At 69.1% G+C, this 16521-nt stretch carries 10 protein-coding genes and 3 pseudogenes; 6 read left to right on the top strand and 7 right to left on the bottom strand.

All coding sequences use genetic code 11. The features are described 5' to 3' along the window. The first annotated feature begins 296 nt into the window (after window positions 1-296). Genes ACIHCQ_RS34105 through ACIHCQ_RS34095 form a run of 3 tightly spaced genes read left to right on the top strand, consistent with a single transcriptional unit; the run spans window position 297 to window position 3484 of the window. Entirely contained in the window at window positions 297-1385 is a 1089-nt protein-coding gene (locus ACIHCQ_RS34105) for a sugar ABC transporter substrate-binding protein (RefSeq protein ID WP_399671364.1), read from the top strand. A gap of 39 nt (window positions 1386-1424) precedes the next feature. Next, on the top strand, window positions 1425-2207 hold the full coding sequence (locus ACIHCQ_RS34100) for an ATP-binding cassette domain-containing protein (protein WP_399671361.1): 783 nt from the start codon (window positions 1425-1427) through the stop codon (window positions 2205-2207). Between the two features lie 5 nt (window positions 2208-2212). Then, window positions 2213-3484 (top strand): sugar ABC transporter permease, encoded by a 1272-nt coding sequence (locus tag ACIHCQ_RS34095; RefSeq protein WP_399671358.1) that lies wholly within the window; start codon window positions 2213-2215, stop codon window positions 3482-3484. A gap of 54 nt (window positions 3485-3538) precedes the next feature. On the opposite strand, the gene ACIHCQ_RS34090 is transcribed toward ACIHCQ_RS34095, so the two are convergent. From ACIHCQ_RS34090 to ACIHCQ_RS34075, 4 genes and pseudogenes are all read right to left on the bottom strand, one after another. After that, window positions 3539-3913 (bottom strand): DoxX family protein, encoded by a 375-nt coding sequence (locus ACIHCQ_RS34090; protein ID WP_399671355.1) that lies wholly within the window; start codon window positions 3911-3913, stop codon window positions 3539-3541. 237 nt (window positions 3914-4150) lie between these two features. Beyond that, a pseudogene (locus ACIHCQ_RS34085) lies at window positions 4151-4543 on the bottom strand (pectate lyase); the annotation flags it as partial. Window positions 4544-4864: 321 nt separating this feature from the next. Continuing rightward, window positions 4865-6538 (bottom strand): hypothetical protein, encoded by a 1674-nt coding sequence (locus tag ACIHCQ_RS34080; protein WP_399671631.1) that lies wholly within the window; start codon window positions 6536-6538, stop codon window positions 4865-4867. 111 nt (window positions 6539-6649) lie between these two features. Continuing rightward, window positions 6650-6766 (bottom strand): annotated as a pseudogene (locus tag ACIHCQ_RS34075) (MmcQ/YjbR family DNA-binding protein); the annotation flags it as partial. A 126-nt stretch (window positions 6767-6892) separates the two neighbouring features. Between ACIHCQ_RS34075 and ACIHCQ_RS34070 the strand changes: the two are divergent. Together ACIHCQ_RS34070 and ACIHCQ_RS34065 are read left to right on the top strand one after the other, a co-directional pair. Then, a complete protein-coding gene (locus tag ACIHCQ_RS34070; protein ID WP_399671352.1) occupies window positions 6893-8896 on the top strand; it encodes a DUF4139 domain-containing protein in 2004 nt (667 codons plus the stop codon). A gap of 8 nt (window positions 8897-8904) precedes the next feature. Further along, a complete protein-coding gene (locus ACIHCQ_RS34065) occupies window positions 8905-10467 on the top strand; it encodes a DUF4139 domain-containing protein (protein WP_399671350.1) in 1563 nt (520 codons plus the stop codon). Between the two features lie 194 nt (window positions 10468-10661). Here the strand turns inward: ACIHCQ_RS34065 and ACIHCQ_RS34060 are convergent, their stop codons facing one another. Continuing rightward, window positions 10662-10907, bottom strand: a complete 246-nt coding sequence (locus ACIHCQ_RS34060; protein ID WP_399671347.1) for a hypothetical protein — start codon at window positions 10905-10907, stop codon at window positions 10662-10664. 538 nt (window positions 10908-11445) lie between these two features. Here ACIHCQ_RS34060 and katG point away from each other — a divergent pair. After that, on the top strand, window positions 11446-13635 hold the full coding sequence (gene katG, locus ACIHCQ_RS34055) for a catalase/peroxidase HPI (RefSeq protein WP_399671344.1): 2190 nt from the start codon (window positions 11446-11448) through the stop codon (window positions 13633-13635). A 1267-nt stretch (window positions 13636-14902) separates the two neighbouring features. Here katG and ACIHCQ_RS34050 read toward each other — a convergent pair. Next, window positions 14903-15445: a GNAT family N-acetyltransferase gene (locus tag ACIHCQ_RS34050; protein WP_399671341.1), complete on the bottom strand. Its 543-nt coding sequence runs from the start codon at window positions 15443-15445 to the stop codon at window positions 14903-14905. 56 nt (window positions 15446-15501) lie between these two features. Next, window positions 15502-16001: pseudogene (locus ACIHCQ_RS34045) on the bottom strand (transposase); the annotation flags it as partial. Window positions 16002-16521: the final 520 nt, after the last annotated feature.

Raw genomic sequence — 16521 nt, 5'->3', positions numbered from 1 at the left:
AGGCTGACGTGGCCACCTGGCTCAACGCGGCCTGCGCCGTCGCGCCGCGTCACACGGTGGCCCGGCCGAGCCGCACACGGACCTCTTGACGCCGCGATGCACGCGCGTCATTTCCCCACGCGCGCACCGCTCCGGCCGAACCCGACGGGAGAGGCAGGCGTCGCCCCGCTGGTCCCCCACCAACTGGTGTACGCCGATGGGACGCAACACCTGGGCCTCATCCCGGTGAAGGCCGGTCACGGGTACTCGTGAGCGCCCCTCGCCACGCGAGGTGAAGGACAAGGGAGGTCTCTCACATGAAGGCCTGCATACGGGACGCGGCCATCGCCATGACCGTGGTCTCGACGGCCGTTGCTCTCGCGGCCTGCGGGTCGGGCGCCGGGAACAACTCCGGCGCGGGAAACACGCCTGAGATCGGTCTGCTGCTGCCGGACGCCACCACGGCTCGCTGGGAGACACAGGACAGGCCCTTGCTGGAGAAGAAGATCAAGGAACTGTGCGACGACTGCAGGGTCGAGCATGCCAATGCCAGGGGCGATGTGGCCGCTCAACAGCAACAGATGGACGCCATGATCAGCAAGGGCGTGGATTCGATGGTGCTCGTGGCTGTGGACGCCAGATCGCTCGGCTCCACCGTCAAGAAGGCGCACGACGCGGACATCCCGGTGATCGCCTACGACCGCCTTGCCGAGGGCCCGATCGCGGGTTATGTCACCTTCGACGGTGAGGAGGTCGGCAGGCTCCAGGGCAGGGCGCTGCTGCAGGCCATGGGTGACAGGGCGGATGGCAACCAGATCGTCATGATGAACGGCGACCCCAGCGACCCCAACGCGATCGCGTTCAAGAAGGGCGCGCTGTCCGTGCTCAACGAGAAAGTGAAGATCGGCAAATCCTATGACACACCCCAGTGGAGGGCGGAGACCGCGAACATGAACATGTCCGGAGCCATCTCCGCCCTCGGCGCCGGCAATATCGACGGCGTCTACGCAGCCAACGACGGCCTCGCCGCCGGCAGCATCTCCGCCCTCAAAGGAAACAAGGTCAACCCGCTGCCCCCCGTCACCGGGCAGGACGCCGAACTCGGAGCCTTGCGGCGTATTGTCGGCGGCGATCAGTACATGACCGTCTACAAGCCCTTCGGACCTGAGGCTTCCGCCGGTGCCGCCATGGCCGTGGCCGCGGCCCGCGATGAAAGCCTCGACCGGGTTGCCACGAGCAAGGTGACGACCCCCCGCGGGATGGTGGTTTCGGCCGTCTTGCTCACCCCCGTGTCCGTGACCGTCGACAACATCAAGGACACCTTGGTGAAGGACGGCGTGTACACGATCCAGCAGATCTGCACCCCCCAACTCGGGACCGCCTGCAAGCAGGCCGGGCTGACCTGACAGGCCGGTTGCGACCAGGTCCGGGCCCCGGGGAAGGAGATGGTTTCCGTGCCGGCTCCCCCCTTGCTGGCGCTGCACGGCGTGTGCAAGCGCTTCGGTGTCGTCGAGGTCCTCACAGACATCGAGCTGGAGATCCACGCCGGCCAGGTCGTCGCTCTTCTGGGCGACAACGGGGCCGGCAAATCCACCCTGGTCAAAGTGATCTCCGGCGTCACCCCCGCGGACAAGGGCGCCATCGAGTGGGAGGGCCGACCGGTCCACATCAGGCGCCCCCACGACGCCCGGGACCTCGGCATCGCCACCGTCTACCAGGACCTCGCGCTGTGCGCGAACCTCGACGTCGTAGGCAATCTGTTCCTCGGACGGGAAATCCGCAGATTCGGGTTCCTCGACGAGATGGAGATGGAGCGCCGCACCAGACACCTGTTGGAACGCCTGACCAGGAGAATCCCCGATCTGCGCGCCCCCGTCGTCTCACTGTCCAGCGGCCAGCGGCAGACGGTCGCCATCGCTCGCTCGCTCCTCGGCGGCCCGCGGGTCCTCCTCCTGGACGAACCGACCGCGGCTCTGGGATTCGAGCAGACCGCCGAGGTCCTGGACCTCGTCGACGAGCTCCGTGACCGCGGCGTGGGAGTACTGCTCATCAGCCACAACATGGGCGATGTCAAAGCTCTGGCGGACCGGGCCGCTGTGCTCCGGCTCGGTCGTAACAACGGCTTCTTCGACGTGAACACCTCGCCTCAGGAACAGATCATCTCCTCCATCACCGGCGCCACGGAAAACGTGCCCCGCCGGCCCGCCTCCCGGGAGGCGGGATGGTGAAAGGGATGCGCAACATGGCGGACAACACGCGGGCCGAAGCCACCGCACCCGACGCCGAGGCCCGTCAACCGCACCGCGGGCGGGCCATCGCCCGTGCCGTGGAGAGCAGGGTCGCCGTCTTCCGGCACAAGGTGAGAGCCGGTGAACTGGGCTCGCTCCCCGTCGTCCTCGTCCTCGCCGCGGTCTGGATCACCTTCCAGGCCCTCAACGAGAACTTCCTCTCACCCCGGAACCTGTCCAATCTCAGCGTGGACATCGTGGGCACGGGTCTGATCGCGGTCGGCATCGTCTTCGTGCTCTTGCTCGGTGAACTCGACCTGTCGGTCGGCTCGATCAGCGGCCTCGCGGCGGCTGCCTTCGCCGTTCTGAATGTGAACAACGGTGTGCCGGAATGGCTTGCCGTCATCGTCGCGGTGCTCGCGGGTACCGCGGCGGGAACCATCCAAGGCTTCTCCTTCGCCAGGACCCGGGTGCCTGCGTTCGTCGTCACACTCGCGGGGCTGCTCACCTGGAACGGCCTCATGCTCTACATCCTCGGGACCAGCGGCACTGTCAACCTCGACGAGAACGGGCTCGTCGCCAAGCTGACCAGCTATTACTTCACCAACGACGGCGTCGCCTACGGCGTGGCGGCGATCGGCGCGGGCATGGTGTTCCTGGTGTCCTACCAGGGCATGCAGCGCCGCAAGGCAGTCAGCATGCCACACCGCTCGCTCCGGGGAATCGCGGTGCGCACGGGAGTACTCGCGGTGATCGCGTTCGCCACCGCGTATCTGCTCAACCGTTTCCAGGGTCTGCCGCTCGCGCTCCTGATCTTCCTCGTGGTGGTGGCCGGCCTCGACATCGTTCTCCGCCGTACGCACTACGGGCGGCAGGTCTACGCACTCGGCGGCGGTGTCGAGGCCGCCCGTCGCGCCAGCCTGAGTGTGACGCGGGTGCAGACCGCGGTGCTCGCGGTCTCGGGCACCATGGCCGCGGTCGGCGGCCTGTTCCTGGCCTCGCGCATCACCTCGGTGAGCCAGAGTTCAGGCTCGGGTGTCCTGCTGCTCAATGCCATCGCGGCAGCCGTCATCGGTGGCACCAGCCTGTTCGGAGGACGCGGTACCACCTGGTCCGCGGTGCTCGGCATACTGATCATCCAGTCGATCGCCTCAGGGATGGCGATCACGGACACCCCCGCTGCCGTCCAGTTCATCATCACGGGCGGGGTGCTCTTCGCCGCGGTGGTCATCGACTCACTGTCGCGACGCTCGCAGGAGGCACATGGTCGGGCTTGACGCGTCCGCGGGCGGACACGCTCGCGACGGCAGGGGGCGGGCGGCGGCGGCAGATCAGCGGCAGGTGGAGCGGGCGACGTTCCTCGCCCAGAGGACCAACGGGACCTGGAGCGGTAGCCGTCCCAGGGCCGCCGCACGCTGTGATGTCGGCCGGTGGCGCCAGTCGTACGCCATTTTCACGCTCGCCGGGAACACCGTCACGAAGAAGCCCGCCGCGGCGAGAGCACTCACCCGGCGGGTCCGTGGCAGAGCGATCCCGGCCGCGAGCACCAGTTCGGCGACGCCGCTCACCCTCGTCCATGTTCGCGGCTCGCCCGGCAGCGAGCGCGGCACGATCTCATCGAACTGGCGAGGAGCGAGAAAGTGCGCCGCGCCCGCGCTTGCGAGCAGCCCGGCCAGCAGACGGGCGGAGCGGTCGGGCTCGGACACGGGGCCTCCTGGGGTTGGCTCGCGGACACAGTCAATCACTACCCACGGGTTAGGCCGAAGGGGTGCGGCGGGGACCCGTCCGGGACCCTGACGGTCCGAGACCGGGGGCCGCATCTGACGGCCCCCGTTTCGGTGATCAGCAGCGGGTGGCGGTCACGGCGTGGATGCCGAGTGCCTTACTGCTGCACGGCGGCTTCGGGGGATGCCGGTCCCGGACGGAGGGGCTGGACCGTGCCGCTACCCGGCGTAGGTCTCGCACTCGGCGATCTTCGGCGTGCCGGTCGAGCCGGTGATCTCGAAGGTGATCTTGTGCAGCGAGGTCCGGGGGAAAGCAATGACGCCCGCCCCGCTGCCGGAGGTCAGGACGGCGCCGGTGTCGCCGTTGACGACCCTCCAGGATCCGATACCACCTGCGGAGCCTGACGCCTCCCTGATGTTCATCTTGGACACTGCGGTAGCGGAGCCCCACTTGATCGAGATGGAACCGGTCGAACCGGCCGGCGACCAGTAGGTGCTCATGTCACCGTCCCGCACATTGCCGTAGCTCGTCCCGCCGGCCTTGCCGGAGCCGTCGGAGTCGGCCCCGATGCTGAGGTTGGTCCCGCTGTGCTGGGTCGGTCCCGGCGTGGGGGCACGAGATCCTCAAGGCCGCCCCGACTCCGGGCGGTAATCACCCGCGAATAACCGGCCACCACCAGTACCGGCGGGCGGCCGGCCTGCCCAAAGCCCAGCGGAATGTCCGCCGGCGGGAACCACAGGTCGCACTGGGCCGGCTCGCCGGGCTGATACGCCGAGCGGGCACCGGCCAACGCCCGCCGCCGACCTTCCGTAAGAGCCGCAGCGGCCTCACGACGACGTGTCGCGCGGCCCCCATCGGGGTCACCCAAGCACGCAGCTCCCCCGCGGCTGGCGGCGGAGCTGCGACACAGCATCGGTTCGCGCTGTCACGGATCATCCGGAGCAGGAGCCGCCCTGCGCGCCCGCGGTGTCGAGGCGACAGAAGCACGACACCTCGATGGGGACGTCCGCGAGTGCGGTGGCGACGACGAGTTGCTGGGCCACGATGCCGGCTTCACCCGTCTTGCCCAGCCGGACGAGGCACTCATGGAAGCCGTGGAGGGCCCAGACGTTTCCAGGATGCTGCGAGGATCTGGGCAGGGTGTCATCGAGCCCGAGGTCGGCCCGGTAGACGGCCTCGGCCTCCTCGACGCGGCCCTGCTCCAGCAGGAGCGCCCCGTACGCGTGACGAGTGGGCTGCATCCAGCCCCACGGTTCGTCGTAGGGAAGGCTGTCGTCGAGCTCGATGGAGCGCTCCAGGGATGCGAACGCCAGGTCGTACTCGCCCCTGCGATACTCGAGCTCGCCGTCGAGCATGGCCGAGGCGACGGCCAGAATGTCCCGGCACGTGTTGTTGAACAGCGTCCGTGTCTCGGGAACGCGTTCCACCGCACGGCCGAACCGCTCTCGTTCGGCCTCGGCCTCGGCAATCGCCCCGGTAGCCGAGTACGCCACTCCGCGCGCGTAGCGCAGCATCGCTGTGGTGACGCAGTACAGCTTCGGGTCGGGCGGCATCGGCAACGCGAGGATGTCCGCCCACCGGCCGAACCGAATCAGCACGTGAACCCGCATGGCGAGGAACCCCTCCAGCCAGTCGGCCATGGGCGGGCTCTCCACGCGCAGCAGTTCCTCGGGAATGGACGCCTCGAGTTGCGCGGCCGTCTCCAGTGCCGTCCTGGACTGGCCGAGGAACATCGCGCCGTAAATCTTGAAATGGTAATTGTGCGAGCGGTACAGCGTGTAGAAATTCATCGCGCCGGCCCATTGCAGATACTTCTCGTCCGCCTTGATCGCATCACTGTTGCCGGACACGACCCGCCGGTAGTCCCCGCACAGCACGTCGAGGTGTGAGGGCATGTGGTGCAGGTGCCCCGCGTCCGGCACCAGTCCCGGCAGCCGGTCGGCGACCGCGAGGGCCTTCTCCGGTGCCGGCGACATCTCCATCAGGTGAATGTACATATGCAGGACGCCCGGATGATCGGCGCCGGTCTCGCTCGGCAGCGCGCGGTCGAGGACGGCCTTCGCCTCCAGCGTGCGGGCACCGGGCGCGGGCTCGCCCGTACGCAGGTCCCACAGCTGCCACGGAGTGAGGTTCATCAGCGCGTCCGCGTAGAGCGTGGCAACGTCCGGGTCGTCGGGCGCGAGTTCGTGCACGGCGCGCATGGCCGCGGCGTAGGGCTCGTTCCAGATCGAACAGTCCTCCGCGGCGCGCGAGGAGGGATAGCGCTTGCGCAGCGCCTCGATGAGCGCGCGCTCAGTCGGCGTGGCCCCGTCGCGCAGCGCGTGAGCCCGTTCGACGGCGGCGTGCGTCTGTTCCACCGTGCGCCGCAGATCGACGTCGTCGAAGAATTCCCAGGGCTTGTTGTAGTTGGGGCCCAGGGCGTACGCGACACCCCAGTACGCCATCGCGCAATCAGGATCCGCGGCAGCCGCCGATTCGAAGCAGGTGACCGCCTCTTCGTGATTGAACGCGTAGGCCCACACCAGACCGCGGTCGAACCAGCGCTGCGCTTCCGGCGAACGAGTCGACACGGGCCGGGTGAAGGTCCCAAGGTCGAAGTAGTCCATGAGGATCTCCTGCAGAGGGGTACGACTCCACGACAGCCGACGTCCAGTGCGTAGGCGTCGGCCACAAGGCCTTCCAGCCAGCCTAGGCGTCGAGAAGCCCCTCGTCGGCCCGACGGCCATCGATGTCTTTTCGTCGGGCAGGGTCAGGAACATCTTCCCGGTGACCCGGAAGGTGGGCATGGACCAAGCCTCCTTCTCGGTGTCTCCGGCAGGGCGAGGCAAGCTCACGGCCTTCGTCGGAGGCGCTCATGCCGCGCCCGTACGACGGGCCACTGACATCGGGACTCGACGCGGATGCGCGGACGGCTCAGGCGTAGGCTTCGCTCAGCATGGACGCGATGGGGGGCGGAGCGCATGGCGGCTGAGACAGCACAGAGGTGGGGGTCGACCCTCGATTCGGTCGTGGTGTACGCGCAGGGCGCGGTCTGCCGCCGCCTGGCCCGGGGCAGCGTGCCGTCGGACGGCCGGGTGCGGGTGACGGGACTGCCCCGCTCGCTGGCCCCGGGCTCACTGCGGGCCCGTGTCCTGCGCGCCCCCTGGGTGCGCGTCACCGAGGCCCGGGTGGACGTCGAGGCCGAACCGCTCGGCATCAGCGTGCCCGGCGAGTTGCGGCGAGAGGTCGAGCGGCTGCGCGACGAGTACGCGGCGGCGCGGGGACGCCGGGACCGGCAGCTGAGCCTGATCGAGGAGGTCAGGGCTCTGCACCCGGTCCCGCCGGCCCGCAGGCGCGAGGACCCGCACCGCCGCACCCCGGTCGACGCGTGGCTGGAACTCGCCGACTTCGTCGACGAGCGGCTGACGGGACTGCACACCCGCCTCGTTGAGCTGGAGGAGGCGCTGCGCCGCGTCGAGCACGAGCTCACCGTCGCCACGGACAGGCTCGCCCGCGCCTCCACCGACGCACCGTCAGCGCACGTGGAGACCACGGTCTCCGCGGTCGTGACCCTCGACGGCACCAGTGACGCGGACGTGGAGCTGGAGCTGGAATACGGAGTGCCGGGCGCCGTCTGGGTGCCGGCCTACCGTCTCGCCCACCGTCAGGGCGACGGCACCGGCCGTCTGGTGCTGCGCGCTTCGGTCGCCCAGCGCACCGGGGAGGACTGGACCGGCGTGCGGATCGCCCTGGCCACCGCCGACCTGCTGCGCCGCACCGACCTGCCGAGGCTCCGCTCGATCCGGATCGGACGCCGTCAGCCCGCCCCCACGCCTTCTGGCTGGCGCGAGCCCCCGGCGGGGCTCGCCGACCTGTTCACCGGGTACGAGGCGGCCGGCCCTCGCCCTGCCACGACCGCCGTACCTGCGGCTGTCGTGGCAGGCTCCGCGCCCGTGGCTACCGCGGGCGACTTCGCATCCGGTCCCGTTCCGCCACTGCCGCCCGCTGCTCAGCCGGTCCGGTCGCGACCGGGCGGCAGGCCGCGTACCGGCGGCGGGTCCTTCGCGGGGCCTCCCGCCGCCATGGCACCGGCGGCTCCTGGCCGGGCTGCGCCACCACCGCCTCCGGCACCGGCACCGGCGGCCGGTCCTCCGCAGCCGAGCGGTGCCGAGCTCGACTACGCCGCCCTCGTCCTGTGCGGCCCCGACGAGCAGGGCGGTCGCAGAGGCAGGCTGTTTCCCGGCTCTCCCTTCGACGCGTTGGCGGCCGAGTACCGTCGCCGCGCCGAAGCGGTGGCCGCGCTGCCGCTGCCCGGACACGCCGTGCGGCCCCGCGAGTCGGCGGGTTCCTTCGACCACCGCTTCGATGCCACCGCCCGCGCCGACATTCCGTCGGACGGCACCTGGCACACCATCACCGTCGCCGAGATTCCGGTCGGTCTGCGCACCGAGTACCTCTGCGTGCCGTCCGTGGACCAGACCGTGTACGCGACGTTGGTACTCTCCAACGCCACCGACCAGGCTCTGCTGGCCGGCCCGGTGGAGGTCACCGTCGACGACGACTTCCTGCTGACCTCAGCACTGCCCACGCTCGCCCCCGGCGGTGTCCGCCGGGTGGGGCTCGGGCCGGCCGAGGGCATCCGGGTCACCCGCCGTACGAACCTGCGCGAGTCGACCTCGGGCCTGCGCAACAACACCACCGTGCTCGACCACCGCGTCCACCTGGAGCTGGCCAATCGGCTCGCGAGGCCCGTCACCGTCGAGGTCCGCGAGCGGGTGCCGGTCACCTCCGAAGCGGACGTCCGGATCGAGGAGCGGGCCGACTGGACGGCACCCGAGGACGGCACGGGGCCCGAGCACCATGCCCCGGGGACCCGCGTCTGGCGGGTGGACCTGCCCGCCGGCGGCACCGCCGCCCTCGACGGCGGCTACGAGATCCGCATCCCGGCCGGCAAGGCCCTGGCCGGCGGAAACCGCAGGAGCTGACACACGCCATGTCCACGGCACCGAAGCCGATCGCCCTCCCCGTCACCGCCGTCACCTGCCTGGAGGACCGCGCCCACATCGAGCGCGCTGTCGTGCTTGACCTGGAGGCCGGGGTCCAGCGGCTGCGTCTCGGGCCGGTCAGTGCCCTGGCCGTCGACCGTACCCTCCATGCCGAGCTGACCGCCGATCATCCCGCGACCGTGCTGGACGTGCGGATCGTCCGCACCTGGACGCCGCGCGGGCCGCTGCCGTCCGCCGACGACGACTCCGCGCTGCGCCACCGAGCGCACACCATCGAAGAGGAGCAGCTCGCCCTGGGGCAGCGACGCGATCGGCTGCATGCCCGCCTCGACCTGCTCGGCCGCCTCGCCGCCGATCTGCTGCGGGACATCGGCGAAGGCGCCGGCTCCGGGGAGAGCGAAGGGCCCCGCTGGGCCCGCGAACTGGACCGGGTGGACGAAGAGCGCGACTCGTACGGCGAGCAACTCCGCACCGTGGAAGCCCGGCTGGCCGCCCTCGCTGTCGAACTCGGTGAGGCCCAGCAGGCCATGGACCTCTCCGAGAGAGAGCCCGCCGAGCTGGTCGGTCATATCGAGCTGACCGTGGAGGCCGCGGTCGCCGGGCCGGTCCGGCTGCGCCTGAGCCACCTCACCCCCTGTGCGCTGTGGCGGCCCGCCTACCGGGCCGTGCTCGACGGGGAGTCTCTGACGCTGGAGACCGACGCGATGGTCTGGCAGCGCACCGGCGAGGACTGGTCGGACGTACGGCTGACGTTCTCGACGGCCCGGTCCGCGTCGGCCACCGATCCACCGCGGCTGGGCGAGGACCGGCTGACGCTCAAGGAGCGCTCCGCGGCGGAGCGCCGCACGGTCGACGTCGAACTGCGCGAGGAGGAGATCGGGGACCTCGGCCCCGCCCCGGTGCTCGGCCTGCCAGGGGTGGACGACGGCGGCGAGGCACGGGTGCTGAACTCCCCCGCGCCGGTCTCCGTGCCCGGAGACGGCCGCGCCCACCGGGTGCCGCTCTCCGTCTTCACCACGGCCGCGAGCAGCGAGTACGCCTGCTCACCCGAGCTGTCCCCGCTGGTCACCCAGGTGGTGCGGTTGGACAACCTGTCCGGCCATGTGCTGCTCGCCGGGCCCGTGGACCTGGTCCGCGGCAGCGGATTCAGCGGCCGCGGCACGCTGGACTTCACCGCCCTCGGCGCCCCTGTCGAGCTCGCCTTCGGCAGCTGCGACGACCACCGGGTGGTCCGGCAGGCCGAGGAGTCCCGCGACTCCGCCGGAATCATGCAGCGGACCGTGGTCACCCGCACGGTCCGGCTGCACCTGTCCCGGTTCTCCGCCCCCGGGGAGCACGGCGAACGGGTGGTCGTCCTGCGAGAGCGGATTCCGGTCTCCGAAACCTCGGCGGTGGAGGTACACCTGCGCAAGGAAGCCTGCTCCCCGGCGCCCGACGTGGTCGACGCCGAAGGCATCGCCCGCTGGGACGTCACCCTCCCGCCCGGCAGCCGCCGCACGGTCACCCTGGTCTACGAGCTGTCGGCGAGCGCCAAAGTCGCCGGGCTCTGAGCTCGGCGGTCCGCTGCACGCATGCCGCATCGCTGTCGGGATCAACGTCGAGGGCGAGCTGGTGCTGAGGCCCCCAGTCGCTCGGCCAGGCCGCGCGACTGGCGGGAGCCGGCACCGCAGCTCCACATCGTGCCCGCACAGCGCAACTCGGACAGCGGCTCCCTGGAGAAGGCGGGCATCGCCGAGCTCCGCCATTACTCCCTCCGCCCTGCGCCGACGCGGCACCTCGACAGCAGTGGTGCATCGGGTAGTACGGATACCGCGGTCCGGGCGACTACCGAAGCGACGGTCTCCAGACCGAAGTGATCGTTACCGAAGAAGCAGTAGCGGACCAGGTCGATACTGCGGCGGTGCTCGCGTACGGCGTGAACGTCGTGTACGTCGTACCGGGTGAACTCGCCGGCCACGCAGATCAGCCTCGGGGGCACCCTGGCCGTCATAACGCTCGCCTCCTGGCTCCTGCCGAGTCCCTCGACTTCCCCCTCTGGGCCCCAAGGCGTGCGTGGGGGTCGTAGCGCTTGGCACGGCCTGCGGTGGATAGCTCTGACTCGCCGTCGACGACGTCCGCGACGACACGCCGCTGGGAGGAACTCCATAAGGGCGGTGGGCCTGCTGGGGCGGGCGATGCTGCGTATGCCGGACAGGGCCGGCCTCAGCCACGTTGTGGCGGCGGGCGTCGGACGATGACCAGACGTTTGGCCCACATGCCGGAATCAGAAATTTGACTGCTTGTTACGCCGGGGTGCTCTGCGTGTTCTCGTAGCGGCGCGGTCTGCGGTGCGCGACCATACGGACGCCGACACACGCTCGATCATCGGCGTCGTTCGTGAGGACAGGTTCTCGCCGGCCCCTAGCCCCGCGTTGACCGCCGCGGGTCTGGTCAGTGCTCGACACCAGAAAAGCAAACAGCCTCAAGAGCAAGCAGCCAGCAGCCAGCAGCCAGCAGAAGGAAACACCGAGACAGGAAGAAGGACGGACGTGTCCGGCAGCGAAAGCGAGAACCCGGTAATCCCCTCCCCGACCCCTACGCCGACCCGGCCCAGGACGAACCGGGACTGGTGGCCGAATCAGCTGGACCTTCAGGTTCTCCACCAGCACTCGCCCCGGTCCAATCCGATGGGCGAGGACTTCAACTATGCGGAAGAGCTCAATACCCTCGACCTCGACGCGCTGAAGCAGGACGTCTTCGAGGTGATGACGACGTCCCAGGACTGGTGGCCTGCCGACTACGGCCACTACGGGCCGCTCTTCATCCGGATGAGTTGGCATGCCGCGGGAACGTACCGCACAGCCGATGGCCGGGGCGGTGGCGGCTCCGGCGCTCAGCGCTTTGCCCCCCTCAACAGTTGGCCGGACAACGCGAGCCTCGACAAGGCACGCCGTTTGCTCTGGCCGGTCAAGCAGAAGTACGGCCGGAAAATCTCCTGGGCCGACCTTCTGGTCTTCGCCGGCAACTGTGCCATGGAATCGATGGGGTTCAAGACGTTCGGATTCGGCTTCGGGCGAGAGGACATCTGGGACCCCGAGGAAATCTTCTGGGGGCCCGAAGACACCTGGCTCGGAGATGAGCGCTACAGCGGCGACAGGGAACTCGCCGGTCCTTTCGGTGCCGTGCAGATGGGCCTTATCTACGTCAATCCGGAGGGGCCCAACGGTAACCCGGATCCGATGGCTGCCGCCAGGGACATTCGCGAGACGTTCGGGCGTATGGCGATGAATGACGAGGAGACGGTTGCGCTCATTGTCGGCGGCCACACGTTCGGCAAGTGCCATGGTGCGGTCGACCCCGAGTACATCGGTCCGGAACCCGAGGCCTGCCCCATCGAACAGCAAGGCCTCGGCTGGAGGAACACGTACGGCAGCGGCAAGGGCGCCGACGCGCTCACCAGTGGGCTTGAGGGCGCATGGACCTCGGAGCCGACGAAGTGGGACAACGGGTATCTGGACAATCTGTTCAGGTACGACTGGGAGCTGACGACGAGCCCGGCCGGTGCGAAGCAGTGGACTCCCACGGATCCCTCGGCCAAGGGCACTGTGCCTGATGCCCATGATCCGTCGAAGAGGCACGCTCCCATGATGCTGACGACGGACCTCGCGCTGAAGGTGGATCCGGTCTATGGGCCGATCGTGAAGAGCTTCCACGAGAACCCGGGCAAGCTCGCGGGAGCGTTCGCCAAGGCGTGGTACAAGCTGTTGCACCGCGACATGGGACCCGTCTCGCGCTACCTCGGCCCGTGGGTTCCCGAGCCGCAGCTGTGGCAGGACCCCGTCCCCGAGGCCGATTATGAACTGGTCGCGGACGAGGACATCGCTGCCCTCAAGGGCAGGATCCTCGCCTCGGGACTGTCCATCTCCCAGCTGGTGGCCACCGCTTGGGCGTCGGCGGCGAGCTTCCGCGGCACCGACAAGCGTGGCGGGGCCAACGGGGCACGGATTCGACTCGCGCCGCAAAGGGGCTGGGAGGTCAATGACCTGCCCGAGGTGGCCGAGGTGGTGCGGACCCTCGAGCAGATCCGGCAGGACTTCAACCTCTCACAGTCCGGCGGAACGAAGGTTTCGCTCGCTGACCTGATCGTCCTGGGCGGGTGCGCGGCCGTCGAGCAAGCGGCGAAAAACGCCGGGCACGACATCACAGTCCCGTTCGTGCCGGGACGCACGGACGCCTCGCAGGAGCAGACCGACGTGGAGTCGTTCGCCGTGCTCGAGCCCAGGGCAGATGCGTTCCGCAACTACCTCCGAGCGGGAGAGAAGCTGTCGCCGGAGACTCTCCTGCTGGACCGGGCCAACCTGTTGACGCTGACCGCTCCCGAGATGACGGTTCTGATCGGCGGCATGCGGGTACTGAACGCCAACTTCAGGCGATCCTCACATGGCGTCTTCACCCACCGGCCGGAGACATTGACCAACGACTTCTTCGTCAACTTGCTCGACATGGGCACGGAGTGGAAGGCGTCGGCCTCGGCTGAGAATGTTTTCGAAGGTCGGGATCGCGCCACGGGCGAGGTCAAGTGGAGCGCCACCGCCGTCGACCTCATCTTCGGTTCGCACTCCCAGCTCCGAGCCGCCTCGGAGGTCTACGCGTGCGAGGACGCGGAAGAGAAGTTCGTGCGTGACTTCGTGGCCGCGTGGGACAAGGTCATGATCCTCGATCGGTTCGACCTCCCCTGAGCCCGATGTCCGGTCGGCCACTCGTCGGCCGACCGGACATCCTCGGTATCCGGTCAGGGCGGTGACGAGCAGGTTCAAACTTGTCAGTGTCCGGCCCCGCCGGGAAGCAGGTATTCGGCCAGCAGGTTGCCGGCGCGGCGGGATGGCAATCCCATGTCGTGCAGGAGTTCGTCCGCTCAGTGGATGTCGTAGGGGCCGAAGCCGGTCGGCACCGGGTGGCACGATCTCGTACGCCGTGAGGCGTCAACCGGCGGAAGCTGTCCACAATCCTCGCCCTGCACTGTCGCCTCATGAGTCACCGTGGGGGCCACACGCGCCTGGGTCCAACTCCGTTCCCTCCCCCAACGTCATCGAACTGTTCGCGGAGGAACGACTGATTGCCTAACATCCACCGACAATGCCACTGCTCACCGAGCCCAGATTCGGGCGTTTCCGCTGGACACAATGCTCGTCAACGCGCCGGCCTTACACGTCCACGCTCCCGCGACAGTGGCCTGCCGTGTGACCGGCACCGAGCACCTGAATCTCTGAAAGACACCCCCATGCCTTCCAGCCGCTCCGGATACGACCGGGAGTACAAAAGAACCCTCCATCACGCCACGAGGACGCTGCCCCGTCGCGCCGACCTGGACCGCTTCGCCCACGGCGCCGCCCAGGCTCTGCCCGCCAGTGGTCCACCCACATCCAGGACTGGACCCAGCGCCGCCACCAGGACACGCTGTGCGGCTACCTGTGGGACAACGCGAACCCCTCTTGGGCAACGTCCGAGTTCCGACTGCCCCGCGCCGCTGTCCTCGCCGACCACGACACCGCCAGGCTCCTGATCATCGACCGGCCCCTGTACCTCGACGAGTTTTTCGTAGGCGCCTTGGCCCCGCAGGGTCCACGTTCGTCAGCTTGGGCGACGACAACGCCCCGTACGCACCGCTAGGGCCGTCCGCGCCGCGGCCACCGAGCCCGGCGCTTCGGGTAACGCCACCGACCGCCGTCGGACGGACCGCCACGGTCCGACGCTGACACCAGGACCCCACCGCCTATGGAATCTCAACCCCAAGCCCTGATCACCCTCACGTACAGCCGCGGCGTCGGGATCGTCGCTGTTGAGCCAGGACATGGTGCGCTCGACCGCCCAGCGGTGGCGGCCCGGGCGTATCGCTTTGTCGGTCGGCGAACAGGACCCACGCCTCACGCGGGACAACGTCGCTGTCCTGGCCCTCGGCCGTCCATGTCGGCTCCACGGCCCCGCCCTTGACCGTCGGGCGGCAGCCTAGCCCTTCGAGTCCGGCTTCCAGTCCTGGACGAGGAGCCCGAGCAGCACCTCGTCCAGGAACTCGCCCATCACCCAGGCCGAGGAGCGCAGCACGCCCTCGCGGACGAAGCCGTTGCGCTCGGCGGAGCGCAGCATCGCGGCGTTGTCCGACAGCGTCTCGATCTGCAGCCGCTGGAGGCCGCGCACGACGAAACCGTAGTGGCACAGCACTGCGACCACGTCGGTGCCGTAGCCCTTGCCGCGGGAGGAGGGCAGCAGCCCCAGGCCGATGTGCGCGGACCGATTGTGGTTGTCGATGCTCCACAGCGACGCGGTGCCGATCAGCGTGCCGCCCTCCAACTCCACCACGGAGAACGGAACGTGCCCCTGCTCCTTGTCGTCCACCACCAGCCGCGAGTCCTTCGAGCCGGGCGTGATCGGCCGCCACGGCCCGCCTTCGGCCCGCGAGGAGTTGACCACGTCGTCGTAGAGCTCGGCCTGCAGGATCGGGATGTCGTCCTCGTGCCGGGCCCTGAGCCCAACCTTGCTGCCTCTTAGCATCCAAGCTTTCTATCCGACCGGGCTGGCCGGCGGCAAACCAATAAGCGGTCGTCGCAGTTGGTGTAGTGGCGGTAGCAGATGAGGGCGCCGGCGATGCCGACGAAGGCCAGGAAGTGCTCGGCTTTGCGCTCGTAGCGCCTGTGCAGGCGGTGGCAGCCATTGAGGCAGGACATGGTGCGCTCGACCACCCAGCGGTGGCGGCCCAGGCGGCCGGATGTCTCCACGCCCCGGCGGCGAAGCGGGGCACGATCTGCCTGCGCCGCAGCCCAATTGTGCAGGTGGTCGAAGTCGCGGATCGGTGGGATGCCGCGCATCAGCGGGACGAGCGCTTGGCTGTCGTGGACGTCTGCGCCGGAGATACCCACCGACAGCGGCAGGCTGGCCCGGTCGCAGATGACGTGGATCTTCGACCCGTTCTTGCCGCGATCGGTCGGATTCGGCCCCGTCAAGGGCTCCCTTTGACTGCCCGGATGCTGACCGAGTCGATCGCGTACCGGGACCAGTCGACCTCGCCTGCGGCGCCCAGCCGGTCCAGCAGCACCCGGATAGTCTCCGCCTCCCCTGGAGGTCCAATTGTCCATGGCCTCCTGCTGCCGCTCCGCGGGCTGACTCGTCAGCCACGCCCGGTTTGTCGGGGGTGAGCAGGCCGAAGAAATCGTCAGGCGATTCCGGCAAGGACATACCCTCCGGCAAGATGCCACTCGTGATCACTCGCTGAGTTCGATGAGTCCTGCGCTCCCAGTACTGCACGGCTCAACCGCGGCCGCCATCTCGCCTCCACCGAACGGGGAGTCCGGCCCAGCTACTTGTGGGACCCACATGCGCCAGAACCCCGCCGCGGGTCGCCGAGAGCACGCCCGAACTACCCCGGACCGCGCAGACCATGAAGTGACCGCCGCATCGCCCCAGGTCAGCGATATACGTTGGTTTTGTGGCGAGCACTGCAACCGCCGGGTCCGGGCAGCGGATGGTGCCGACCGTCGCCGCCACTCGGGCCTGTGGTGGCCGGTGACTGGGGTCGACTTCCCTGAAGGCGGCAAGGCGGCAAGGCGACGGTGTCCGAGCACGGTTTTCAG

This window comes from Streptomyces sp. NPDC052236 (genome assembly GCF_044548015.1).
Lineage (GTDB): Bacteria > Actinomycetota > Actinomycetes > Streptomycetales > Streptomycetaceae > Streptomyces.
This window is presented reverse-complemented; position numbering and strand designations above follow the sequence as displayed.